Source organism: Candidatus Kuenenia sp., assembly GCF_039794105.1.
Lineage (GTDB): Bacteria > Planctomycetota > Brocadiia > Brocadiales > Brocadiaceae > Kuenenia.
In genome coordinates this window covers 40,238-66,576 of sequence record NZ_JBDIWA010000008.1, presented here as the reverse complement: position 1 = coordinate 66,576, position 26,339 = coordinate 40,238, and the positions used below count along the sequence as shown (strand labels likewise).

Below are 26,339 nucleotides of genomic sequence, written 5' to 3'. Positions count from 1 at the left end.
CATGTCATTAGCTGTTGACAATCCGATACTGAACAATCCTTTTGAGGAGCCGAGGGAATACTGGATTTGTGAGGAAGGGCAGCCGAAAAGGATGTCGGGCAAGTACCAAGAGGCGGAAAGGCGCATTGAGGTGATTATTGCGGAAGTGTTGGAAGAGGGCGTGGAACAAAGTTTATTTTATCTAAACGATACTATGAGTACGTTGGCAAAAAAGGCGAATATACCCGCAAAAAAGGGCTGGATAAAGAGGCAAATAAATTATTGATTATAGAACACTTAAAGAATTACAAAAAAGGTTACATCGAAGATTTTGTAGAGGCACTGAGAGATATTCCAAGATCTACAATCAACAGGTACCTGAGGGAATTAAAAGAAGGAGGAAAGATAGAATTGATAGGTAATCCAGGAATAGTAAAAGGTTATAAAAAGGCTTTTTGGAGATTAAAACAAGGATTGTAATTATAAAGCTATTTGTTACAGATAAGAACGAAAATCATTGATAAATAACATCTTAGCTGTGTCATCTAAAAAGTTAAATAGGCAAAATGACAGAGCTGATTTGTCACAGATGATTGGCAAACGCCCTCAAGGCTTATGGAATCGAACCAATGGTATGGAGTAAAAGAGAGGGATATATAGAAAAACTTGTTGCTTAAGGAATAAATACCAATAATTTAGGTGGAAAATAAAAGTTAAAACCAGTAGGAATTAATTGATAAATGAAGAAAGAGACTTGAAAAATTGGTTATTGTTTTGAGATTATGAATCATGCAAAAAACATTTATAGACGAAGATAGATTTCAATCCTTGCTCACTAATACCCCCTCACCGTCGCCGGCGATGCTGGCAGACCTTCTCAAAAAGGGCAGGGAGCTGAAAGGGCTTACGCCTGAAGAGGCGGCGATGTTGATAAACGTCATCGATCAGGAATTGTCCAATGAGATATTTGACACGGCCCGTTACATAAAAAATGCCGTATACGGCAGCAGGCTAGTGTTCTTCGCCCCCCTCTATATCAGCAATTACTGTGTAAATGATTGCCTATACTGCGGCTTTCATGCAGCTAACCCTGCGCCGAGAAAAAAACTTACCATGGATGAGGTCAGAGAACAGACGGGCTGCCTCATAGAAATGGGACATAAGAGAGTCCTTCTTGAGGCAGGAGAGGATATCGGAAATAATCCGATCGATTATATCCTTGAGGCAATAGACGCCATCTATTCTGTAAGGAATGAAAAGGGCGAAATAAGAAGGGTCAATGTAAACATCGCCGCAACAACGGCTGAAAACTACAGAAGGCTCAAGGACAAAGGCATTGGAACATACCAGCTATTCCAGGAGAGTTACCACAGGCTTACCTACGAAAAAATCCACAATGGTCCCAAAAGTGATTACCGGAGACAGTTGTATGCCCTGGACAAAGCCTTTGAGGGCGGTATAGATGACGTAGGGATGGGCGTACTCTTTGGTCTCTATGACTGGCGGTATGAGGTGCTGGGGCTGATATCCCATGCCGCTTACCTTTTTGAAACGTTCGGAACTGGCCCTCACACCATATCCATTCCAAGGCTCAGGCCCGCCCATTCGGTTAATTTGAGACCCCCTTCCCCTGTAAGTGACAGCGACTTTCTGAGGCTCATAGCAATCCTTCGGATCGCCGTACCTTACACAGGCATGATAATAACCACAAGGGAAAGCCCTGCGATCAGGGAGGCGGCATTCCGCATCGGGATTACACAGGCCAGCGCCGCCTCAAGCACTACCCCGGGCGGATTGGGGAAGGGAAGGCCAAAAGGGGCTGGACAGTTTGAGCTGTCGGACAAGAGGAGTCTGGAAGAAATAACCGTGAACGTCATGAAGCAGGGCTTCATGCCCAGTTTTTGCACCGCCTGTTACCGCAGGGGCAGGACAGGCGCGGTGTTTATGGAACTTGCAAGGCCGGGAGATATCCAGGAATTCTGCGGGCCTAATAGCATACTTACACTGATGGAATATATGGAAGATAACGCCTCTCCGGAAAGCAGACTTTTAGGGCTGGAGATAATAAATAAGACACTGGAAGCAATAGAGAACGCTTCTATAAAAAAACAGACAGAGGATAAGCTTGCAAGGATAAGAAACGGGGAGAGAGATCTGTTTTTTTAGCAGAGATCAAAACAAATGCATGAGATGTCGATAGTCACAAGCATAATCAGAATCGTCAGGGAAGAAATGGCGCGAAGCGGGGCAAGGCGTTTGAAAGGTATAAAGATACGGGTTGGAGAAATGGCCGCCGTTGAGCCAGAAGCCCTTAGATTCTGTTTTGAGGTTTGCACTGAAGGAACAGATATGGAGGGCGTAATCCTTGAAATTGAAGAAGTTCCCGTTATGGGGCAATGTATTAACTGTAAAAAAGAGTTCAAGCTAAATATGTATCTCGGCTCCAGGTGCGCTGTGTGCGGAGGAGAAGCCGTAGATTACCTGTCAGGCATGGAACTTGATGTAGTCAGCATGGAGGTTGATTAGATGCACGACGTCCTTATCAATAAAAAAATACTTACAAAAAATGGCGCCATTGCAAATAGTAACCGAAAGGTATTAAAAGAGAGGGGCATATTTACCATCAATCTGATGAGTTCGCCCGGTTCCGGAAAGACCTCTATTGTTGAAAAAATCGCAGAACTTCTCAAAGGTGGTAATGAGTGTAACGGAGGGCGACGATAAACCGCTTAAATATCCGGCACTCTTCAGAGTAGCCCGGCACCTTCTGATAAACAAGGTAGACCTTCTTGCGTATACCAATTTCAATATGGAAAAGGCAAAGCGAAACGCATTGGCAATTAACCCGGAATTAAATATAATCGCAACGTCCTGTATCGATGGAACAGGTGTTGGGAAGTGGATGGAAAGTATTTTAACTTCGATTGTTTAAAAAATAAACACCTTATATCTACATTTAGGAGCCAAATGGCTCAATGATGCCGGTTTCAATCATTTTCACGAAATGATTTGTTTGCCTTACCGGATTTTTTATATAAGATAGATACATAGCAATTGCCTTCTTACAATGGTTAATTGTCAATTGATAATCATAAACTTATAATGAATTTTTTAATCTGTGTGCTTTGCTGTAATCTTTGTTTGGTTCTGGCGAGTACTGGTTAGTTATCAGAAAAAGGCATTTTTCCCCTACAAATCATTTCGACCTCAGTTATTAATTTGTGAATCTTTATAAATAATTACGATGAAAAATCTTGACCCGATTTCTCATGTCATGACGGCAAATGTACTCACCGTATCCATAGATCAAAAACTGAGTACTGTACGTAAAATGATGGCAGAAAACCCAATTCATCATATCCCTGTGGTAAATGATCGAAAACTTGTGGGTCTTATCAGCGCTACCGATATGTTAAAACTCAACATCGCATCCGCAGAAACGAGTACTAAATCAATTGATGAATTAATTGACCAACAATATACCATAGAGCAGGTTATGCAGAAAAACTTAGTTACTATTAATATCAGGGACTCGATGAGAAAAGCTGCGCATATTCTGAGTAATGGGCTATTTCATTCACTCCCCGTAATTGATGACGACCGTAGCCTTATCGGTATAATTACCAGCACAGATTTGATCAGATACCTGGCGAAATCATACTAACACTAAACCAAGTAATATGTTTTTTATAAATCTTAACAAGTACTATTCAGGGAAAGGGGCTAATATGAAAAAGTATCGGGGAATTGCTGTAGTATTTATTTTTACCCTGTTATTTGGATTCGGATGTAAAGAAAAAAACAAATCATCTTCTTCTGAATTAGCAGGGTTGTCCGGGACATGGTTGTTGGAAAAAGAAATTGTCGAAGGGTATGACATCGATGATGGAGAACGGGAAGAGTGGAAAGAAACCAATGTAATTGATGAAGAAATTTTCCAGTTTAATGGTAATACCGTAAAATGGTACACCCATGATAAAACATGCTACGAAGTGGACGATACCATTGCTTATAAAATCTCCGGCAGCAGACTTATCGGTTCTTTTTGGGAGGGAACAGATGCGGAAGACGGCAACACTACTACATGGTCAACATCAATAGAATTTAAAAATAACTATCTTGTAATGACACGGACAGAAGATATAAAAGAACCTGGTTATGAATCTCATGAAAAAATTACACAGTATTTTAAAAAATACACTGGCACATTGCCGCCTTCCGGATGGCCGAGACAACAATGCAAATGATTTTTCCCAAAAATGCTGTCCAATTTTCAAACATACAACATACAGGTATGTAACACTTTAGGACATGTCACATAATAGAAGAATTAATTTAATAGTATAGGAATTTTCATTTTTTTAATGCATGTTTGTGAAAAGGAGATTATTCGTGAGCATGTTACGTTTATTTTGCGCATTGATTACTTTCCTTACGATAGTATTGGGATATACAGTAACCGGCTTTTGCCTGGAGGAAACTTCTCAGTTATGCCGGGGTTGTGGTTTTGGGAATGAGGAATATAGCAGTCCGATATTTACTATTAACGGAAAAGCCTTGCATACGGCAGGAAAGGATTCATCAAGGCCGAAAAGCAAGCAAACAATGAAATTCTCCAAATATGCGGCGGATTTGCAGCATGGAGACTTTGCAGAATATAAAGGATTAAATACACCGCCGCTTGATGCGGAAACGCATAGCCCTGTTCGGATGTCTTATGGGAAATTGCCCCTCTACTTCGTACAAAACAACGGACAAATGGATAAACGGGTAAAATTCTATGAAAAGGGCATCGGGCATACCATGCTCTTTTCGGAAGAGGGCGTGTATCTATCGCTCACAGGATCAAATGGTTTAAACAAAGAATCCTCAGCCTCTCAACGAAAAACCCAGGACAAGTCAGAAATCTCCAATTCTTATGCCACAGGGGAACACGGGCAAACAGCGTTTACCAGCACCACCCGATCCGCATTCATCAGCCTCATACCTATCGGCGCTAATAAACATCCGGAAATCTTCGCTGATGGTTTGTCGATGGGAAAGGTAAACTATTTAACCGGCAATAAGAAGACGAACTGGATAACCAATGTCCCCACTTACAGCGCTGTTGTTTACAAGGAGATATATGACGGCATCGACATAAAATTTTACGGCAATAACCGCCAACTTGAATACGACATTATAGTAAAACCAGGCGCAGACCCCACGCAGGCAAGATTTGCGTATGCGGGTATAGAAGACCTGCGGGTAAATGAAAACGGAGATATGGAGATTATCGTAAAAAAAGGGGCAGAAGACAGTTCAAACGTCTTAAATACGGAAGTCAAAATCATTCAAAAACGGCCTTATGTGTATCAGGAGATCAATGGGAAACGGACGGAAATAGAAGGACGCTTCGAGGTTGAAACATCAAAGCAGACGCAAGGCGGCGCGGACAAATTTTGCCTTGCAGTTTATCCTGCAGACAACGATGCGCAGAAAGATTCTCAACAATCCGGCTCAAATACTTTAAACCAGTCAGGCGATCATAAATCTGAAATTGCACATCTTACATACTGTTATAGCATCAAAGTTGCCTCCTACGATACATCCCATTCTCTCATCATCGATCCTATTCTCGAATACTCCACATACATTGGAGGTGCTAATATGGACGATGTGGGACGAGGAATTGCGGTGGATAGTTCAGGGGCTGCATACATAACAGGCTATACTGCCTCTGATGATTTTCCCGTAGTAGGGACAGATACACCCTTCCATGGCCCCGCTGAAACCTATGACGCCTTTGTCACAAAACTCGGCACAGATTCACCATTGGGCTTAGGGCTTATCTACTCCACCTATATAGGGGGAAATGATGATGATTATAGTTATGGAATCGCGGTGGACGGATCCGGCTCTGCTTATATTACCGGATATACGGAATCGAGTGATTTTCCAGTAGTGGAAACGGAAACAGACATTGGCGATTGGCCTTTAATAGCGTCAACACTGCGCGGAACACGTGATGCATTTGTAGTAAAGCTTGGTGCATCAGGCGACACCCTCGAATACTCCACCTATATAGGGGGAGCGGGCAACTGGGATACTGCACATGGAATCGCTGTGAACGGCGATGGATATGCTTATATAACAGGGTATACCGATTCCGCTAATTTTCCAGTTCTGGGAACTGATACAGAAAAAAATGGCGTAGAGAATTACGACGCCTTTGTTACAAAATTGAGTGCAGAGACGCCTGTAGAGCTTGTCTACTCCACATACCTTGGAGGAAGCAGTGACGATCAGGGATATGCAATTGCAGTAGATGGTTACGGTTCTGCATATATAGCAGGAGAAACTTTGTCCAGTGATTTTCCCGTTGTGGGAACGACGGCAGGCATAGAAGGAGAAGCGAGCGATGCCTTTGCCGCAAAGCTAAATGCATCAGGAGACACCCTTGAATATTCCACTTATATTGGAGGAGCTAGTGCTGATTTTGCGAGAGGAATCGCCGTGGATAGCGACGGATATGCATATATAACAGGATATACCGAGTCGGAAAACTTTCCCATTGTGGGCACTAATACTCCTTACGGCGGTGGCTCTTATGACGCTTTTATAATAAAGATCGGCACAGGAACGCCTGTAGAGTTTATCTACTCAACCTATCTTGGCGGAAGTGGTGAAGATCAGGGACATGCAATCGCCTTAGACGGTTCCGGCTCTGCTTATATAACAGGTTATACGTTCTCCAGCGAATTTCCTGTTGTGGGAACGACTACCGTCGCCCCTCATGCAGCAGAAAGTTGTTCTGCCTTTATATCTAAGTTAGAACCTTCGGGAGGATCGCTTGCCTATTCCACTTACATCGGGGGCGTTGATAATGATTATGGCTATGGAATCGCCGTGGACGCTTCCGGTGATGCTCATATCACAGGAGAGACTTACTCATCAACCTTTCCTATAGCAGGAACAACCACCGGCTGGTCAGTAGATGATTTTAGCAACGCCTTTATTGTCAAGGTCGCCGTGGTATCAGAAGAACCGCCAGTTACTCCTCCAAGCGAAGAACCACTACCCGTAGTAACTCTTTCGGTAACCTCCGTAAGTCCGTCCAACGGGGCAAGCGGTATTACTGTCACAACAACGGTCACTGCCACTTTTAGCCTCACAATGAACGGTTCAACACTCACTGCGGATACCTTTTCCATTAGCGGAGGCGGCGGCAATGTCAGCGGGGTTGTATCTACGAATGGAAGTACCGCAACATTCACCCCATCAGAAAACCTTGACTATGACGCCACTTATACGGCAACAATCACAACCGGCGCCCAGGCTGCAAACTGGGCGGGAACCACATTAAGTTCAAGCTATAGCTGGAGCTTTACCACAGAATCAGCGCCTGTGCAAATACCTACTCCCTCCCCTTCGCCATTGCCTACGATAGTCCCAAAGCCAACTTTTACAGGAACAATTACCCCAACGCCTACTCCTGTACCTAGTCCTTCGGTAACTTCGGCAACGCCAAAGCCTTTTCCGTCTCCGACACCATCTCCTTTACCTTCCCCCACTCCAATACAAGGCTCTACCGGCAGTTTATCCCTGAGCAAAGAGAGGGCGTATCTTTCGGGTGATACTGTAGTTGTTACTGTAGCTGATTCCGACAGAAATGCCGACGCAGCATCAGAAGACGTCCTTACTACCGCTATTAAGATATTTGGCGTTAACTATTACTCAGGGGACGACCTGCTGCTTGATTTGAAAGAAGAGGGTGCAGACAGCGGCACGTTCCTTGCGACAATCAGAACGGGAACCACTACCACGGTCGGCGCAGGTTTGGGCGAGAGGACTAATATTGGAGTTATAAAAACCGTACAGGGTGGCACGGCAACCGTTACATATACTGACACGGCGCCGCTGGATACGGAAGTTTCAGAGGAACTAACGTTCAGTAGTTTTGACGCAAAGCTTGCATTTAATAATGACAAATGCCTCCCTGACACATTTATCGGTATAATACTGGCAGACGCCGAACAAAATATCAACCACGTAGAAGCAGAAACCTTTAATGACAGTGTTTTTGTTCAAACCTCCCGGTTTAACACCACGAAGGTACGGATGGATGAAACCGGAAAGGATACTGGCATATTTACCGGTTCGGTTCTGGTGGCAAGAAGCGGCGGTACACTGGAATTTAACAGCATTCAGGGTGGTGTGGGAGATACGTTAATGGCATTGTACCTTGATGACATTAACACTACAGGGGCTGTAAAGCTGGTAACCGCTACAGTTTCCGTGATAGACGTTGCCGCACCAACGCCATATCCATCGATTATTGCAACACCGTCAATTCCTCCGACTCCTTACGCTTGCACAGGAGAAGATATTGAGATATCACCGCACAGATTGAAACTTGAAAAGAATGAGAGCGGTGACGTTACGGTAATAGTAACGGGAAAAGATGGTTGCCTTGTAAATGAAGAATCGATCCGCGTTAAAATAAACAAGTCAGGTCAAAAACGGATAACAGTTTCGCCAAAAAAGGTAAGGACGGATTCACAGGGCGAGGCAATATTTACCATCAATGCATTGAATAAAAAAGGGACAGCCAGGGTCCGTTTTTATTCAGAAACTTTAAAGAAGACCTTGAAGGTAAAGGTAAATAAATAATTCCAGGCAAGATAATATACTCAGGAGGAGTACATTCCTGATTTTTTGTGACTTCCGTCATATTTTAATGAAATGTTGCCGTTGTGTTAACCCTGACAGGGTTCTGAACCCTGTCAGGGTTGTGTCGTCCTGCCCCCCATGAACGGTTACAAAAAATCGGGAATGCTCCCACTCGGGAGGCTTGCTTTTCTCTGGTAGTTGTCGCATTTGCCTGCATTGAAGCATAAAGGCGTAAAATGCTGTAAATGCGACAACTACGCACTGTTGAACGAATTATAACTGTACACAGGAAAATACTTCGTCCCTGCTATATTAGCACAATATTTACTTGTTTACGCCCCGCATGGATGAACATATATATTTTTAAAACAAACCTTGCAGAGAAAATGAAAAAAACCTCTGTAGGTAAATCAATGGCCGTTTTTTTAAAAATTAGCGTGTATAGCAAAAATCCAAAAAACCTTGGTAAATGCGGTATTGATTTTTCATATTTGACTTGACAATACATTTATACATGGTAACATTTTTCGTAATTGCATTTAAGAAAGTATTCCATCCAATTTTTGCATAGCGGTAAATCAAATCCTTTTTCCCAGTCTGTGCATTTTCCGTTTTTTTCCATACAAAACTGTTTTTTAATACCACAGTCGTTTTATTGAGCAAGATGTTCTTTTTCCACTTTTTAGAGACCTGATTGTAAATAACATACAACATATCCTCTTTATTTATCTTACCAGCGCAATCACCCTTGTCTGTCATATAGTTGCAAAATGCCAATAGCATTCTTTCTACGTAATATGACACACGTGGTTTTGCAAAGTATGACTGAATTACAAGACTAACCCAAAAATGCCGGAACGGTTTTTTATCATCGATGGACATTCGCATTGTTATCAGGCGTTTTATGCTATTACGGCAAAGCTGACAACGCCTGACGGCACACCGGCAAACGCCGTATATGGTTTTACAAGGATGCTGCTGAAATTGCTGCGGGAACAACGTCCTGACTATTTGGCGCTGGTATTTGACACAAAATATACTACAAACCGACATCAAAAATATAGTGAATACAAAGCCACCCGCAAGGAAACACCGGAAGATTTGCAAGTTCAGATCCCTTTGATTTATAAAGTTGTCAGGGCGCTTGGCATTCCGGTTTACGCGGCAAAGGGGTATGAAGCGGACGATGTGATTGGGTCGTTAGTGGCCGTACTGGAAAAAAAAGAAATAGAAGTGGTAATTGTTACCTCGGACAAGGATTTGGAGCAATTAATTGGGCCGAAGGTAAAAATACTGCACGCAAAAAAAGGGGAGATTATTGATTCAGACGTGCTATTCCTGCAAAAGGGCATAAAGCCGAATCAGGTGGTTGATGTGCTGGCACTTGCGGGAGATGCTTCTGATAATATTCCCGGTGTTCCTGGTATCGGTAATAAAACCGCCCTCGATCTAATTAAAAAATGGGGGTCGTTGGAATCCGTACTTGCCAATGTTGATCATATTTCCGGGAAAAAGAGACAGGAAAACCTACGGATGTTTGCCGACCGGGCCAGGTTCTCCAGGGAACTGCTGGAGCTTTATAACGATATCCCCCTTACGGTGGATATGGAATCCTGCAGGCTGTCCACCGGAGAGAACATAAAACTCCGGAAATTATTTCGATCATTTGGATTCAATACCCTTCTCTCCGATATGGTAGCTACTGCAAATACAGAGGAGACCCATTATTATCTCATAAATACTATTGAACAATTTCACGGGTTTCTTGAACAGATTAGCAAAAAAGACGCCTTTGCAATAGATTTGGAAACAACCGGTACTGATCCCCTTAAAGCACACATTGTAGGACTTTCTTTTTCATGGGAACAGAAGGAAGCATATTATTTGCCTTTGATGGCGCCTGAAAACACAAGGCATTTAACGGCGGATATTGTTCTTCCTGAAATCAGAAAAATCCTGGAAGACGAAAGTAAAAAGAAAATAGGACAAAATATCAAATATGATTTGCTTGTGCTGAAAAAACACAACATTGAGTTAAAAGGCATTTATTTTGATTCAATGATTGCTTCTTATCTGCTCAATCCGGCGAAAAGAAACCATAATCTTGATGACATTGCCTTTGAATACTTATCTTACAAAACAATAATGATCGCTGAATTAATCGGTTCCGGCAAACAGCAGATAACGATGGATAAAGTGCCGGTAGATAAGGTATGCCAGTATGCCTGCCAGGACGCCGACATAACATTTCGCCTGGCGGAAACAATGTCGCCGTTATTAAAAAAAGAAGGATTATGGCTGCTATTCCAGGAAATAGAGATTCCTCTGATTTATGTGTTGGCGGAAATGGAGGGGAATGGCATCTGTATTGATGCAGGCTTTCTCCGGCAGATGTCCGGTGATTTATCGGCACAATTGCAGTATCTGGAAAAGGAAATTTATCGTGTTGCAGAGCAGGAGTTTAATATCAGTTCTCACAAACAATTGGGGACGATCCTTTTTGATAAATTCCAATTACCAAAATTACGGCGCACAAAAACTGGTGCATCAACAGATGCAAACGTGCTGGCTTCCCTTGCATGGCGTCATCCATTGCCAAAACTGGCGCTGGAATACCGGCAGCTTACGAAGCTTAAAAGCACCTATGCAGACGCCTTGCCGAATCTCTTAAATCAGGATACAGGGAAAATTCATACGACCTTTAATCAAACAGTGACGTCAACTGGCCGCCTCAGCAGCAGTAATCCGAATCTTCAGAATATCCCGGTTAAAACAGATATTGGCAAACAAATTCGCAGGGCGTTTATTCCTTCCGGAAAAAACGCAGTGTTCTTGTCGGCGGATTATTCGCAAATCGAGTTAAGGATACTTGCACATTTTTCTGAAGATACGGCGCTGATGGAGGCGTTCAGGGAAGATTTGGATATCCACTCTGCGGTCGCGTCCTCCATTTACCATATTCCTCTGGAGAACGTAACGACAGAAATGCGGCGCAATGCGAAAGCGATTAATTTTGGCATTATTTACGGACTTAATGAATATGGGCTTTCGCGGGATACCGGCCTTTCATTAAAGGATGCAAAAGATTTTATCGATGCATATTTTACTTTGTATCTGGGGGTGCGGGAATTCAGGGATAAGGTGGTCGAAGAAGCGAAAGAAATGGGATATGTAAAAACGCTTTTTAATAGAAAACGTACCATTCCCGATATTAATGCAAAGAATAAACGGTTCAGAAACCTGGCGGAGCGTATTGCCATAAACACGATAATTCAAGGCTCCGCCGCCGATTTGATAAAGGTTGCAATGAACAATATTTATTCAAAATTGAAAGGCGGGGATTATGAAGCACGCATGCTGCTGCAAATACATGATGAACTGCTTTTTGAAGTAGAAGTACAGGCGCTGGAGCAGACTCGTATAATGGTGCAGGAAGAAATGGGGCATGCCGTAACGCTTAGGGTTCCCGTTAAGGTGAATATCAAGACGGGGAAAAACTGGATGGAAACATAGTGCACAACAGACCAAAAATTATTGGCATAACGGGGGGCATCGCCAGCGGAAAAAGCGCCATTGCCCGTATGCTGGCTTCGCTGGGAGCGGCACACATCGATGCCGATGAGATGTGCCATACACTACTTTTAAGAGATGAGATTAAAAAAAATATAATAGAAACATTTGGCAATACGGTGAAAAATGGCTATGGCGGAATAGACCGCAGACAACTGGCAGAGATCGTATTCAGGGATAAGGCCGGTTTGGATACTTTATGCTCGATATTGCATCCCATTATTATAAAACAAATCTATGCAAAAATTGACGACATAATACATCACGGCAAGAAGCATGCTATCGTTATCGATGCTGCTTTATTAGAAGAATCGGGGCTTTCAATGGTATGTGATTATGTGGTATTTGTAAATACCGGGAAAGGCCAACGGGCAAAGCGAAGTCAAATCAGCAGGCACTGGAGCGAAGGAGAATTGGAAAAAAGAGAATCTTTTCAGATGGATCTGCAAGAGAAGAAAAACAAGGCGGATTATATTATTGATAATAATTTTTCGGTCGATAATACATTTCTGCAAGTCAAAAAATTCTGGCAACTTTATATAGAGGAAAAATAGTTATGAAAGGTAAGGAGACAATGGATATGGTCTTAGACAGTAAAAAAGAAATAGAAGTAATAGATAAAGAAACAAATGAAAAATATGAGGAAATCAAACGCGGCAAAATGCACATAACAGAACTGCAAAAGAAAACAATCAAGGAATTACAGGATATTGCCAAGAAAGAAGGACTCAAAGAATACACGGGATTAAAGAAGCAGGAACTGATCTTTAAAATCCTGAAGGAAAGAGTCAATCAAAACGGCCTGATGTACGGAGAAGGCGTAGTGGAGGTGCTTCCGGAAGGTTTTGGTTTTCTCCGTTCACCTGACTATAATTACCTGCCTTGCCCGGACGATATCTACATTTCGCCTTCGCAAATACGCCGTTTTGGTATTCGTACCGGCGCTGTTGTATCCGGGCAAATAAGGCCCCCGAAGGATTCCGAACGGTATTTTGCATTGTTGCGTGTTGAGGCAATAAATTTTGAAAATCCGGAAATTATGGGAGATAAGATTGTTTTCGATGACCTGACTCCCCTTCACCCGACTGAAAGGCTTTTTTTAGAAAAAGATCCTGCTGAACTTGAGACAAGAATTATGGATTTTGTTACGCCTATCGGCAAAGGCCAGAGGGGTTTAATCGTAGCGCCTCCACGTACAGGGAAAACAGTGTTGCTTCAAAAAATAGCGAATAGTATTACAAAAAACCATCCCGAGGCGTTTTTGATTATCCTGCTCATTGATGAAAGGCCGGAAGAAGTTACGGATATGGACAGGTCGGTTGATGCGGAGGTTATAGGATCTACCTTCGATGAGCCAGCAAGCAGGCATATTCAGGTTGCGGAAATGGTAATAGAAAAGGCAAAACGCATGGTGGAATATGGCAAAGACGTTGTTGTGCTGCTCGATTCCATAACAAGACTGGCAAGGGCATACAATACAGAGATTCCCCACAGCGGCAAAATACTGTCGGGAGGCGTGGATGCAAGCGCCCTTCAGAAACCGAAAAGGTTTTTCGGGGCTGCAAGAAACATTGAAGAAGGCGGCAGCCTTACCATCATTGCAACCGCACTTGTTGATACGGGAAGCAGGATGGATGAAGTAATTTTTGAAGAGTTCAAGGGCACTGGCAATATGGAGCTTCATCTTGACAGGAAGCTGGCAGACCGCAGATTGTTTCCCGCAATTGATATTACCCGTTCAGGTACCCGCAAAGAAGAGTTAATTGTTAATGCAGACGAAATTAAACGCATCTGGCTCCTCAGAAAGGTGCTTAATGAAATGAATCCTATAGAGGCTATGGAATTATTAAAGAACAGGCTTGCAAAAACAAAAACAAATGCAGAATTTCTGATGACGATGAATATTAGCGGACTCTAATGGGGTGAATTTTTTCAACAGTCGTCATATAGCAAGTGAAATACCCTGAAATGATGAAAATTCATAAGCATTTGTATAATCAGCACTTAATTTCGAATTGTTAAGCTAGTTTATTAATACACGCCTTCAAAAAATAAAAACGCTTTTTTTGTACCTTCCATTTACCAATTGCCGCTTATTGAAAAATAACGGGCATATCTCAATGAAGAAAGTATGCAGCACTGAGAATTGGCACGAATAGGGGCATTATGCGAGTGTTCTGTTAATTTAGCCACCTCCTGTGATATTGCCTTTCATGAAGAACAAGGCAGTATGCCTAACGCTTTAGATAGCGAAGAGAAAAAGGTGCAACAACGGATGCATCCATTTTTAATGGCAACAGTTGGAGTCCATGCCCGCCAATTTTACGATTACGCTTGATATTCCAATCAAAAATATGCCCACAAAAACCTTTGCTTTATTATTAAGAAGTTGTATCGGGCTTTTGCCAGATAGGAAATGCCGGAGAGTGCGGGGATAATGCCCAACCAGAAATAGAAAAGAAATATGCCGTCCCACTGAAAACACAGATAAGGAACAAGGGATTTAAGAATCATAAATTAACGAGGGAAAGTGGTGAACATCCTTATTGTTGCAACAAATCATTATAGCAGCCCGGTGCCTGTTATGCCTGTTGGCGCTTGCATGGCCGCTGAGGCTGCAGAACGGGCGGGCCACAGGGTCAGGGTATTGGATTTGATGTTTGAGCAAAATTCCCTGAATACCCTGGCGTTGGAACTGAACGCATCAAATCCGGACTTCATAGGTCTTTCCGTCCGAAATATAGACAATAATGATATGCAGAATCCAGTGTCGTTTTTCAAGGATTTAAAGCCACTGATGAATACTATTCGCAGCAAGACTCCGGCGCCAGTTATTCTTGGCGGTGCTGCGGTCTCTGTAATGCCAGAAGAACTGCTTCGATACACAGGCGCAGACTGGGCAGTACTGGGAGACGGGGAAGTTGTCTTCCCCAAATTATTATCAGCGCTTTCACTGGGTGAAATACCTGACAAGCTGTCTGGTATCGCATGGCTTGAGGACGATATCTTTATAAAAAATACAGGACCTGTCGACCGTTTTTCGAATGGCGGTCTGTTCCCCAATTTCCATCGCTGGATTAATGTATATGCTTATCTTTCGAGATTATCTACCGTGCCAATTCAAACGAAACTTGGATGTCACTTTAAGTGTATTTACTGTACGTACCGGAAAATCGAGGGACACGATTATCGTTTGTGCGACCCGGAGGCCGTAATCGATGCTATCCAAACCCTTGTTACTGCAGGATTACACGACATAGAGTTCGTTGACAATGTATTTAATTCACCCTATGATCACGCATTGACTATCTGTGAAGGACTTGCCAGATCGCAATCCGGCGCTCGTTTCCAGAGCCTGGAACTGAACCCGCTTTTCATAGATGACACCCTCCTTACGGCAATGGAACTGGCTGGTTTCATTGGTATCGGTATCACCGTTGAAAGTGCATCTGATATCGTTTTGGATGGATTGCAAAAAGGTTTTACGGCAAAAGATGTTTACCATGCTGCCCAGGTAATCAAACGCCATCATTTACCTTGCCTATGGATATTTATGCTTGGCGGTCCGGGTGAATCAGCGGTTACCGTCAGAGAAACACTGCGTTTTGCAGAACAATGCATACGTCCGGAAGACGTAGCATTTTTCAATATCGGGATACGTGTATATCCGGAAACGGAACTTGAACAAAAGGCGCGGGAAGAAGGAGTTTTGGCAACTTCCCCATATGGAATGCTGGAACCGGTATTTTACTTCTCTCCCGCCCTCGATCTGAATTGGTTAACAGAAACAATGCGCCAAACTATGGCTGCCCACATGAACTATATCAACTCAAATACCCTTGGTCTATCGTTTTTACCTGCAATAAATCGTTTGGGATACAGATTAGGCGTTAAATCCCCTCTCTGGAGACACACGCGCTTCATTCGGCGTGGACTCAGGACATTGGGAATGGATGTATGAGTATAGAGTATAGTACAGACCACCAAGACACAAAGTCACAAAGAAAAACCTAACGAAGCATGCCCTCTGTGCTGGTTCAGGGCGTGTATCCCGAACCGAAACATTTCGGTTCAACCGGGAACGATTGAAACAGCAGAGGATGTATGAAACGCACATCAGTAGGGGCAAGGTTTAAAACCTGCTCCTGCAAGACTTTAATAACGAATAATAAAAGATTTACCCCCGATCTCCATGAATGAAAAAGTCTACATAGCTTCAATAGCGACCGCAACGCCGCCTTATGTAATAAATCAGGCACAGGCTGAGGCATTTCTCGTCAAACACTATTCGGATAAATTGAGTCCAAAAAGTCTGGCAATCATGCACAAAATATTTACCCATCCCGGTGTACGTCACCGTCATCTCGCTGTTGATAACCTTGAATGCCTTGTCAATGAACATCCGGACAGCCGCATTGCCCGCTACACACAATGGGCGGTTGACCTTTCGTCACAGGCAATTATCAAAGCGCTCGATCAGGTTGGATTGACTGTTGATGATGTATCCGGACTGGTGGTCAATACCTGCACGGGATATATTTGTCCGGGCATATCAACTTATCTCATAGAAAAACTTGGATTTTCTGAGCAGATACGCGCCCATGACCTTGTCGGCAGCGGTTGCGGAGGGGCAGTTCCAAACCTACAGATATGTAAGGATATGTTACCTGGAGCAGGTGATGGCGTGGTAGTTAGTGTTTCGGTAGAGATTTGCAGCGCTACATTTCAGATGGCAGACGATATGAGCCTAATAATTTCAAACGCACTATTTGGAGATGGTGCGGCAGCCTCTGTGCTTTGGCTTCGTCCTGAGGGATTAGCGCTCATCGCCTCAGCTAGCCGCTACGACCCGAAATCGCGTGATCATATACGCTACATATATAAGAGCGGACAACTCCACAACCAGCTTTCCGTTTCCTTACCGGGAATTGCAGGTAAAACAGTCGCAAAGGTAGTGATGGACCTTTTAAATCCAGGCGGACTAAAGGTCGGGGACATCAAACACTGGGCATTTCATCCAGGGGGTGAAAAGGTGATAAACGCAGTCAGGGATGAAATAGGACTTTCGGAGGTTCAACTACGGGCAACCCGCAATGTTTTGGCAGAGTATGGCAATATGTCTTCTCCGACAGCATTCTTTGTACTCCAAAAAATTTTAGATAAAGGTATTGCGCCTGGAGATTGGTGTGTCATGGTAGCCTTTGGCGCCGGGCTTTGTGCCCACGCTTTCTTGCTCAGTGGATCGTTCTTGGATGGATAGAGTGAAAATATAGACCATGGAAAAGTCCAATGCGACACATCTAATATAGCTGTTGCAGAAATATTAATTGAAGAAACAGTGTCCTTGCATGTGTTAGTACTCTGAAAGGCATCCAAAACACCAAAAAAAGGACAACTGCGGTCAAATCTTTCAAAATGACATGGCCCCACTAAACTCCACAGGTATTTGAAAAATGTAAATAGTTTTCTTGATATCTCAAGGGGGTATTTAAAACCCTTAAAGATGTACCTTTTAGTGAGGTTGCCAAGTCATTTATAGAAATGACAAAAAAAGAAGGGTTAAAGCCGGAAGACGTGGCTGAGGAGATAAGAAAATACAGAAAGAAGGGGTAGCAGGATAATCTTGGAAAAAGTTGTCTTAGATACGAATACACTTATTTCAGCCCTTCTGTGGGACGGTAATGAAGCTAAGATTGTTGAAAAAGCAGAGAAAAAGAAAATACATCTATTCATATCGCAGGAAATATTAGAAGAGTTAGAGGGTGTTTTAAAGCGGGAGAAATTTATAAAAAGACTTGAAAGCAGAGAATATACTGTTGAAAAGGCTGTGGCAAAGATTGCATTAATCTCTACACTTATAGAACCAAATATTGTGATCGACGTGATAAAAGAGGATCCCGAAGATAATAAAGTCCTGGAATGTGCGGTGCCTGCAAAAGCCAAATATATTATCTCTTGCGATAATCATCTGTTATGCCTGGGGACTTATAGTGGATAAACTTAATGAATTTATATAACCTTTGCGTTATTTCTTGCTTTCAGCTTTGAGTTTTGAGCTTTGAACTATTTCTGAACATATGCCGTGGCATTGATTTTTTATATAAAATATAGCTTATAAATTTTAAAGAGTTAGGAGGAAGCAATATGAAGTTTAAGGTGGTAATAACTTATGATTCTGATTATAAAGGTTATGTAGTTGATGTCCCTGAGCTTGTTGGATGTATGAGTCAAGGTAAGACAATTGATGAGGCATTAGCTAATATAAAAGATGCAATTAATGGTTGGTTGGAGGTAGAACGGAAACACGGAAGATTAGAACCTATTGAAGAAAAAGAAGTATTTTTAGGAGAAGTTACTGTTTGAAATGAGTAACCTTTCTAATTAAAAGTTATTGGAATGAGTTTAAAGATATTTATAATAAGGATTTATCTACTTTTAGCAGAGTTCAATCTTGCACTTTTAAGATTTTTCTTTAAGAAGTTGGAGATCAAAAGAAAGATTAAATCTCCTTCCGCTTTGAGCTCTGACCTCTGACTTCTAGTCTCTGATTACAGATATGGGTTGCGGATATTTAACAGCAGAGCGACATAAAAAATTAACAGGCGAGTGTGCTTTTATAGGTAGCATGCCTGGAAAAATGATTAACAATCCCGGTCCTTTTCTGATTCAGGAGGTCTAAAGTCCGCCCGCTGCCCTCCGACCGCAACTATTTAACGAATTTTCCAATTGACAATCCCTGGATAAATGTTTAGTATGCCAAACGTTTGAAATTATAAACGTTTATAATTTCAAACAATCCTCTCCTTTGTTGTTTATAGTCGTACAACTTGTGAGTGTGGCGCCAAATATGGATGTGTAATCCTATTCCACCGGCAAACAAATTGATCATAAGTCATTAAATATTGTAAGTTACATATATAACACCCATGTAACTGAGAGGGATGCAGTCCATGAATACTACCCGCTTGAACAGTTTGAACTAATTGAACGTCGATACACGAGCTAACCAATTATACCTTACGGGTTCACAAAATATGAAATGTAGAGCGAAGTGCCACTTCGCTAATCCCAATATAGAGCACGCGAAGAGACTCTTCGCTCTACAACTGCAACCTTTAAGAAATCACAATTTGTGAACCCGTAAGGTATAACCATTTAACCACTAGGAGACTAAACTGTTCAGACTTCGGACCTCAGATTAAAACCAATTAACGAATCAAAACAGAAAGAGCATCAATGGAAATTATCAATCCACACGACAAATTCTTCAAAGAGATCTTTTCCATAAAGAAAAATGTAATTGATTTTCTCCAGGGAACATTTCCCCCTGAAATTTTGAAAAAGCTGGATTTATCCACTTTAACACAGGATAATAACTCATATATCGACGAAGAACTCAAAGAACATTTTTCAGACATTGTATATACCTGTTTCTGTAAAGACAAAGAACTCCGGATAACCCTTTTATTCGAGCATAAGAGTTATGCCGTAGCATGTCCATATCTACAGTTGATGAAATACCTTTTAAAGATATGGGAAGCAAATAGCAAGCAGGCGCAAAGGCTAATACCGGTAATTCCGGTGATATTGTATCATGGCAAAGATGCGTGGAAAGTCAGAAGGTTCAGAGACTATTTTGAAGGGATAGACGAGGTATTCCACAGGTTTATACCGGAATTTGAATATCTGCTGACGGACCTGAGTTGCTACAGTAATGAGGAAATAAAGGACAGGGCATTTAGAAGGGTATCCCTTCAAATAACCATGTTATTAATGAGGAACATATATAGTGATAGAGTTCTTGACGCCAAGCTAAAGGGATTCTTTGAAATAGGGCGGAAATATTTTGAAGAGGATGAAGGGTTAAAATTTCTGGAAAGTGTGATCAGGTATTTGTACTATGCGTCGGATATAGAGGAAGAACGGGTAATAGAAACCCTAAAAGAGATATCGGAAGAAGGAGGTAAATTAAGTATGACAATAGCGGCTAAATTAATAGAAAAAGGCAAAATGGCTGGTAGGGCGGAAGGTAAAGTAGAAGGTAGGGTAGAAGGTAGAGTAGAAGGCCGGATAGAAGGCCTAAAAGAAGCGATAGAGATTGGTTTGGAGCTAAAGTATGGCGTTGAAGGTTTAAGGCTTCAGGAACGTATCAATAAAATAGTAGTAATAGAAAAGCTGGAGGCAATAAAAGAAGCGGTGAAAATATCAAAGAATATGGAAGAAATTGAAAAATTGCTCTAACATGAAAAACTCATATCGTAACAATTTAGCTTGCCGCAGAGAACGCTGGGACTTTGTCGTGAGCTCCGTCGAACAATCGCAGAGGTTTTTAGGAGATAAAAACAGAAAATTATGCAGGCGCCCACGGGTATTTGTTTTCTCCGTGTTATCCGCGCCCTTTACGGTGAACTATTACCTCATATCTTGTCCATGAAATATGGAAAAGAACTAAATTCACTGGTCAACTCATTAGAAAAAAAGACTCGACCGCAGACCTCTGACCTCTGACTTTTGACTTTCGACCTCCGCCCTCTGGATAATATGAAAATTGAATCAGCTAAGGATTTGCGGGTGTATCAGAAAGCTTATGCACTTGCTATGGAACTGTTTGAACTTTCGAAAGAATTCCCCTGTGAAGAGCGTTTTGCTCTTACAGATCAAATACGCCGATCATCAAGATCAGTCTGCGCCAACCTGAGGGAAGCTTGGGCAAAAAGGCGTTATCCTGCACATTTTGTAAGCAAACTTACAGACTGTGATGGAGAAAACAGTGAAACAGATACATGGTTAGACTTTGTACGAGACAGCAACTACATTACGGACAAACATCATAAGGAGCTGACGTCTGTTTGCTTAGAAGTTGGAAAAATGCTCGGGAGTATGATTAATAATCCAAAGCCGTTTCTGATCTCTGATCTCTGACATCTGACTTCTGATCTCCGACTTCCGACCGCAACTATTTAACGAATTTTCCAATTGACAATCCCTGGATAAATGTTTACTATGCTAAACGTTTGAAATTATAAACGTTTATTATTTCAAACAATCCTCTCTTTTGTTGTTTATAGTCGTACAACTTATGAGTGTGGCGCCAAATATGGATGTGTAATCCTATTCCACCGGCAAACAAATTGATCATAAGTTATTAAATATTGTAAGTTACATATATAATACCCATGTAACCGAGAGGGACTTAGTCCATGATTACTACCCGTTTGCATCAGCTTGAACGGTTTCGCCTTTGCTTTAATCTCTTTGTCCGTTTTCTGCCTACTGCTTAATGTCTACTCTTTAGAAAAAACCTCAACCTCAACCTTCAAAAACCAGACGCTTCCAAAGCAAGAAATGAATTATACCTTAACTAAACTTCTCCCTTCGTTTATCCGCGTTCGGTTAGAAGGGCGTAGTAACCTGCAAAATATCCTGGCAAACACAGGATGGCTCTTTGCGGACCGTATCCTCCGTATGGGTGTTGGGCTGTTTGTAGGCGTGTGGATTGCCCGTTATATGGGTCCTGAACAGTTTGGCGTCTACAATTATGCCATCGTATTTGTCGCCATGTTTTCTGCTCTATCCAATTTGGGATTAGATGGCATCGTTGTGCGCAACATAGTTCGTGATCCCACATCCAAAGATGAGATCTTGGGTACGGCTTTCTTCCTGAAATTTGCTGGGGGAATTATAACCTTAATAGTATCCATTGGAGCGATTTTGTTATTACGCTCCAGCGACAGCGTAACCTGCTGGTTGGTAGGGATTACTGCAATTGGAGCAATTTTCCAAGCATTTGATACCATAGATTTCTGGTTTCAATCTCAGGTAAAATCCAAATATACGGTCTATGTCAGGAATGCGGCATTTTTAATCATTACCTTCGTCAAGATTATACTCATTATGACCCGGTCGTCGCTCATTCTCTTTGCCTGTGCAGGGCTTGCAGAGATCGTTTTAGGTACGATTGGACTTGTCATTGCCTATCGATTAAATGGATACTATCTTAAAAAATGGCGAATTAGTCTTCGGTGCGCGAAAGAGTTACTTACAGATAGTTGGCCACTGATACTCGCAGGTCTGGCAGTTGGGCTTTTTATGAAAATCGATCAAGTTATGCTGAGAGAAATGGTCGGGAGTGAATCCGTAGGAATTTATTCAGCAGCAACGCGTATTTCTGAGGTTTGGTTTTTTGTTCCTGCGGTGATTGTATCCTCGGTTACACCTTCGATCGTTGAAGCAAAGAGGATTAGTGAAACTCTTTACTATCAGAGGCTGCAAAAACTTTTTAATCTTATGGCAGGATTAGCGTTTACAATTGCTATTCCTATAACACTTTTCTCAAAACAACTAGTTTTAATGCTATTTGGAGTAAATTATGTATCTGCTGGACCGGTTTTGGCAATACACATTTGGGCAGTGTTTTTTATGTTCTTAGCAGCGACGCAGAGAGCATGGGATGCAGCAGAAAATCTTATGCTACTATCATTAAAAAGAACACTTATTGGTGCAGTTGTAAATATTATACTCAATATTATATTCATACCTCTGTATTCAAGTATTGGTGCTGCAATTTCTGCAGTAGTCTCCTATGCATTTTCTACATTTTTATCAAATTTCTTTAATCATAAATCACGTCCGATATTTTTTTTCCAAGCCGAGGCGATGTTTTTCGTACGATATTTTAAACATATGTTTGTAGGAAAATTAAGTATCTTTTATGAAAGAAAAACCTAGAATGTTTATTTTTGTTGTCACATATGAAACACAGACAACACTAGGAAAAAGTATATCAAGGAATTCGTATTGTTGGTTTAACTAATTAACCGAGTAAAATTATCACTATTGGAAATATACGATGGTATTGATAAAAGTATTAAAAATGTTTCTTCAAGGATGTAAATTGTGTTTCAAAAATGATTTTGATTATTGGTGGTATTATTTCAAGAATAGAAAGTTTTCTAAACTCAAAAATTATGTGTGGTCAAGATTTAATGTGAGGGACATCGGAATTGGGTTAATGGACCCGATTTATATGAGATATCCAAATCTGACACGGTATCCTCGTGAGATAGAGGTAGAAATAACCACACGCTGTCATTTAAAGTGCCTCGTTTGTGAACATACTTATTGGTCAGATTCGAAATATTCAAAACAAGATATAAACTATGGGGATTTTGTAAAAATATGTGAGCAGTTTCCGAAACTGTCTTTTATCAATGTAACGGGGGAAGGTACTTGTTGGTTAAACAAAGATTTTAACAAAATATTGGAATATTTACATAAAAGAAATATTTATATTTTGATGGTGGAAAGTTTTGATCTTTTTACGAAAGAAAGAGTTGATAAGATATTTGAAACCGATGTAAATAGAATAGAATTGTCACTTGATGCTACCACAAAAGAGACATACGAAAAATTAAAAGTGGGCGCTAATTGGGAACGTGTTATGGATAATTTAAAATATTTGGTAGCAGAGAAAAAACGCAGGGGAACTCCATTCCCTTATCTTTTTGTAAGGTTTATAGTGACATCTGAGAATGTGAATGAAATACCCGCTATGCCAGCCTTAATACACGATCTGGATTTGAATTGTGGTAGAAAAGTAAGCATTGAATTTGTTGGTCTGCTGAATTTTAAAGAAATTGAAAAATACAATGTTGCATGTATCCCAGTAGATATTATAGAACAAACACAAAAGAACGCGAAAAAATTTGGTGTCACCATAATTTGGTCACATACAAATAATAATATGTATTCAATAGACTATTGTGCTAAATGGATACAACCTTACATAATGATGGGTGGATATACTGTGTTAGACTGTGCTCTTGTGATGGCCAACAATAGAGAATATCTCAAGTCTATCAGCCCGGGTTCTTTGCTTGAAAAGAATTTTAAAGATATTTGGTATGGTAACGGCTACAAAAGAGTAAGGCATAGCGTAAACCAAAAAAACAAACCAGTACCTCTTTACTGTAAAGGCTGTCGCGGCGCTAATACGAGTTGTAGAGAGAAAAAATATGGTGTGCATGATTATATGGTCGCAGAGTGCTCAAAATATTAAAGCTTTTTGAGAAAATACGCAGATATGATCCATTATAAGGAAAATGCTATTGAATTGATTCAACAATGGCAGTATACCGGTACGGTTAATCCTGCTCTTTTAGAAGACAAATCCTTTAAACACGTTAAGGAATCTGGTCTAACCAGTCTTCAGTCCTATGTTTACTGGGCAGAAATAGAAAAAGAACACGGCAAAATTGATTTCTCTTCCTATGACCCTATGGTGGAGAAGATAATAAAGCACAAATTAAAATGGGTACCATTTCTGATTTTAGGTCCTAGCTATGCAACTCCCGCATGGTTTCAAGTTTCTGCTGAAAGCGTTTTTGCGAGATGCCTTGAGCATGGCGTTGATTCCAAGATTCAATCTATTTGGAATCCATATTTGCCAGAATATGTTGACCGTTTTCTTGGTGTTTTTGCGAAACATTATCAATCGTCTGATTTGTTTGAAAGCATTTCGCTTGGAATAAGTGGAAACTGGGGAGAGGCTATGTATCCAGTCGGTGGAGGTTTTGGAACGGATTTTCACACTCATAGTGGCTGGTGGTGTGGTGATAAATATGCCCTCGATAGTTATAGACAGCATCTTCTTGAAAAATATAAGGATATTAACCAAATTAATGAATCATACAAAACCTGCTTCACTGATTTCCAAGATGTTACTTTCCCAAGAGAAAAACAAACGAGCTTAGATAACTCAAAGCTAAGGATAAAAGAGATATTACCTTATCAGGTGAAACAACTATTACGCCCTTTGTATAAGACTACGAAGAGTTTTTGGGATGATGTTGTAAGTCTTTATATTAAGAGGCTAAAATCTGATCTTAGAAAAACACGTTCGATACATGAGCAACAAAGGAGGGTAGATTTTGTTACTTGGTACATGGAATCAATGAATGGATGGTCTGATTTTTGGCTCAGCACGGCAAGAAAATATTTTGCAGATGCTGAAATTTATTTGGTAACAGGTGGCTATGGTTTACCTCAAGCAGGTGCTGATTTTTCTGCACAAGCTAAGGTGTCCAAAAAATATAATGCGGGTATAAGGATAACAAATCAGACAGACAATTATTCGGACAGTTTTATCTATACCCGTCTGGTTTCATCAGCATGCAGGTATTATGGGTCTTATTTTACCACAGAAGAAGAATTGGTTAACAACCCCAAAGGGGTGACTATGCGTATTTTTGATGCTGCTACTTCGGGTGCTAAAGGCGCATATTTTAAAAGTATAATAGGATTAGGTGTTGATATATGTTCGGGAAAGACCTTTACTATGGGAGAGCCAACAACCGGAGCTAGTAATTTAAAACGAAACATTTGTTATTATAAGCTTGATGATCCTATAATTGAAGCAGCCGTCATTTTTCCCAATACAACTATTGCAGTAACACCGGTTTTTTTATACGAGCTCTACAAAAAATGTTCAATACTACGATCATTTGTAGATATTGATTTGGTTGATGAAAATATGATAGATGACCGAGCTTTGAATAAATATAGATTTTTGATTTTTCTGGGGGATAATATTCTCCGTGAAAAGACTTTAAAAAATGTTTTGGAATGGATAAAAAATGGAGGAGTTCTTATCAAGAGCAGGTATTTCCCAATAATTCCCTTTTGTAGTGAAGAAAGAGGTATTTATCAGATATTTACAGAAAAATCAGAGGTTAATGAATTTGGTAAAGGATACACCGCTGCGCTCCCTAAATGGGGAAATCGTTTTATAAAGGCTGTTATTTCGTCTGTATACAATGAAGATAGGCTGTATCCTTGGAAAGGGATTGAGAAGATAAGGGGTTTTTCCGATGGAGTATATGCAACACGTTTTTCTGACAGGATACTTTTTTATGATTCTAGGAATTCTGAAATAAGAAGTGAGTTATTAAAAAGAACATGAAGAGGGGGTTTGTATTAAACTGTCGTCGCGAGTTCCAGCGTAAATATGCCATGGGAAATATTTTTCAAACTCCTTTTAAGCAAATATGGTGTTCTCCCCGTTATGCCTGGTTCCGTAAGAAAGTTCACAATAATGTTGTACCGGTTCAGTGTCAGTTCTGTCCTGCGTTCCATGTTTC

Annotated in this window: 23 protein-coding genes; 21 read left to right on the top strand and 2 right to left on the bottom strand. The window is 41.1% G+C overall.

The annotated features are described in order from the left end of the window. The first annotated feature begins 1 nt into the window (after position 1). The 9 genes from ABJL82_RS06335 to ABJL82_RS06295 all read left to right on the top strand — a co-directional run bounded on the left by ABJL82_RS06335 (position 2) and on the right by ABJL82_RS06295 (position 8,631). A complete protein-coding gene (locus ABJL82_RS06335) occupies positions 2 to 265 on the top strand; it encodes a hypothetical protein (protein ID WP_347273888.1) in 264 nt (87 codons plus the stop codon). After that, positions 262 to 459: a hypothetical protein gene (locus ABJL82_RS06330; RefSeq protein ID WP_347273887.1), complete on the top strand. Its 198-nt coding sequence runs from the start codon at positions 262 to 264 to the stop codon at positions 457 to 459. Before ABJL82_RS06335 ends, ABJL82_RS06330 begins: the two co-directional genes overlap by 4 nt. A gap of 309 nt (positions 460 to 768) precedes the next feature. Continuing rightward, positions 769 to 2,145 (top strand): [FeFe] hydrogenase H-cluster radical SAM maturase HydG, encoded by a 1,377-nt coding sequence (gene hydG, locus ABJL82_RS06325; RefSeq protein ID WP_347273886.1) that lies wholly within the window; start codon positions 769 to 771, stop codon positions 2,143 to 2,145. A gap of 15 nt (positions 2,146 to 2,160) precedes the next feature. Next, positions 2,161 to 2,505 (top strand): hydrogenase maturation nickel metallochaperone HypA, encoded by a 345-nt coding sequence (gene hypA, locus ABJL82_RS06320; protein ID WP_347273885.1) that lies wholly within the window; start codon positions 2,161 to 2,163, stop codon positions 2,503 to 2,505. Then, the gene (locus ABJL82_RS06315; RefSeq protein ID WP_347273884.1) at positions 2,506 to 2,703 is read left to right on the top strand and encodes a hypothetical protein; all 198 of its coding nucleotides are present in this window, start codon (positions 2,506 to 2,508) and stop codon (positions 2,701 to 2,703) included. Continuing rightward, a complete protein-coding gene (locus tag ABJL82_RS06310; protein WP_347273883.1) occupies positions 2,678 to 2,911 on the top strand; it encodes a hypothetical protein in 234 nt (77 codons plus the stop codon). The genes ABJL82_RS06315 and ABJL82_RS06310 overlap by 26 nt, the downstream gene beginning before the upstream one ends. 312 nt (positions 2,912 to 3,223) lie before the next feature. Next, positions 3,224 to 3,643 (top strand): CBS domain-containing protein, encoded by a 420-nt coding sequence (locus ABJL82_RS06305; RefSeq protein ID WP_347273882.1) that lies wholly within the window; start codon positions 3,224 to 3,226, stop codon positions 3,641 to 3,643. A gap of 64 nt (positions 3,644 to 3,707) precedes the next feature. Beyond that, the gene (locus ABJL82_RS06300; protein ID WP_347273881.1) at positions 3,708 to 4,226 is read left to right on the top strand and encodes a lipocalin family protein; all 519 of its coding nucleotides are present in this window, start codon (positions 3,708 to 3,710) and stop codon (positions 4,224 to 4,226) included. 151 nt (positions 4,227 to 4,377) lie between these two features. Beyond that, positions 4,378 to 8,631 carry an SBBP repeat-containing protein gene (locus tag ABJL82_RS06295; protein WP_347273880.1) on the top strand — a complete coding sequence of 1,418 codons (4,254 nt, stop codon included), beginning with the start codon at positions 4,378 to 4,380 and terminating at the stop codon, positions 8,629 to 8,631. 432 nt (positions 8,632 to 9,063) lie between these two features. Here the strand turns inward: ABJL82_RS06295 and ABJL82_RS06290 are convergent, their stop codons facing one another. Next, the gene (locus ABJL82_RS06290) at positions 9,064 to 9,435 is read right to left on the bottom strand and encodes a hypothetical protein (RefSeq protein WP_347273879.1); all 372 of its coding nucleotides are present in this window, start codon (positions 9,433 to 9,435) and stop codon (positions 9,064 to 9,066) included. A 45-nt stretch (positions 9,436 to 9,480) separates the two neighbouring features. Here ABJL82_RS06290 and polA point away from each other — a divergent pair, with 45 nt between their 5' ends. The 12 genes from polA to ABJL82_RS06230 all read left to right on the top strand — a co-directional run bounded on the left by polA (position 9,481) and on the right by ABJL82_RS06230 (position 26,161). Beyond that, positions 9,481 to 12,144, top strand: coding sequence for a DNA polymerase I (polA, locus tag ABJL82_RS06285; protein ID WP_347273878.1), 2,664 nt, complete (start codon positions 9,481 to 9,483; stop codon positions 12,142 to 12,144). After that, positions 12,144 to 12,755, top strand: coding sequence for a dephospho-CoA kinase (coaE, locus tag ABJL82_RS06280; protein WP_347273877.1), 612 nt, complete (start codon positions 12,144 to 12,146; stop codon positions 12,753 to 12,755). Before polA ends, coaE begins: the two co-directional genes overlap by 1 nt. A gap of 2 nt (positions 12,756 to 12,757) precedes the next feature. Continuing rightward, entirely contained in the window at positions 12,758 to 14,119 is a 1,362-nt protein-coding gene (gene rho, locus ABJL82_RS06275) for a transcription termination factor Rho (protein WP_347273876.1), read from the top strand. 615 nt (positions 14,120 to 14,734) lie between these two features. Next, positions 14,735 to 16,162: a cobalamin-dependent protein gene (locus ABJL82_RS06270; protein WP_347273875.1), complete on the top strand. Its 1,428-nt coding sequence runs from the start codon at positions 14,735 to 14,737 to the stop codon at positions 16,160 to 16,162. A 231-nt stretch (positions 16,163 to 16,393) separates the two neighbouring features. After that, positions 16,394 to 17,461, top strand: a complete 1,068-nt coding sequence (locus tag ABJL82_RS06265) for a type III polyketide synthase (protein WP_347273874.1) — start codon at positions 16,394 to 16,396, stop codon at positions 17,459 to 17,461. 363 nt (positions 17,462 to 17,824) lie between these two features. Further along, a complete protein-coding gene (locus ABJL82_RS06260; protein ID WP_347273873.1) occupies positions 17,825 to 18,199 on the top strand; it encodes a putative toxin-antitoxin system toxin component, PIN family in 375 nt (124 codons plus the stop codon). Positions 18,200 to 18,345: 146 nt separating this feature from the next. Further along, positions 18,346 to 18,564: a type II toxin-antitoxin system HicB family antitoxin gene (locus tag ABJL82_RS06255; protein WP_347273872.1), complete on the top strand. Its 219-nt coding sequence runs from the start codon at positions 18,346 to 18,348 to the stop codon at positions 18,562 to 18,564. 873 nt (positions 18,565 to 19,437) lie between these two features. Beyond that, positions 19,438 to 20,442, top strand: a complete 1,005-nt coding sequence (locus ABJL82_RS06250; protein ID WP_347273871.1) for an Rpn family recombination-promoting nuclease/putative transposase — start codon at positions 19,438 to 19,440, stop codon at positions 20,440 to 20,442. 300 nt (positions 20,443 to 20,742) lie between these two features. Next, entirely contained in the window at positions 20,743 to 21,123 is a 381-nt protein-coding gene (locus ABJL82_RS06245; protein ID WP_347273870.1) for a four helix bundle protein, read from the top strand. Positions 21,124 to 21,546: 423 nt separating this feature from the next. Then, complete coding sequence (locus ABJL82_RS06240; RefSeq protein WP_347273869.1) at positions 21,547 to 22,929, top strand: flippase; 1,383 nt, start codon at positions 21,547 to 21,549, stop codon at positions 22,927 to 22,929. A 283-nt stretch (positions 22,930 to 23,212) separates the two neighbouring features. Further along, positions 23,213 to 24,259, top strand: coding sequence for a radical SAM protein (locus ABJL82_RS06235; RefSeq protein WP_347273868.1), 1,047 nt, complete (start codon positions 23,213 to 23,215; stop codon positions 24,257 to 24,259). A gap of 24 nt (positions 24,260 to 24,283) precedes the next feature. Continuing rightward, positions 24,284 to 26,161 carry a hypothetical protein gene (locus ABJL82_RS06230; protein WP_347273867.1) on the top strand — a complete coding sequence of 626 codons (1,878 nt, stop codon included), beginning with the start codon at positions 24,284 to 24,286 and terminating at the stop codon, positions 26,159 to 26,161. A gap of 14 nt (positions 26,162 to 26,175) precedes the next feature. Here the strand turns inward: ABJL82_RS06230 and ABJL82_RS06225 are convergent, their stop codons facing one another. Beyond that, positions 26,176 to 26,334 carry a hypothetical protein gene (locus ABJL82_RS06225; protein ID WP_347273866.1) on the bottom strand — a complete coding sequence of 53 codons (159 nt, stop codon included), beginning with the start codon at positions 26,332 to 26,334 and terminating at the stop codon, positions 26,176 to 26,178. Between the last annotated feature and the right edge of the window lie 5 nt (positions 26,335 to 26,339).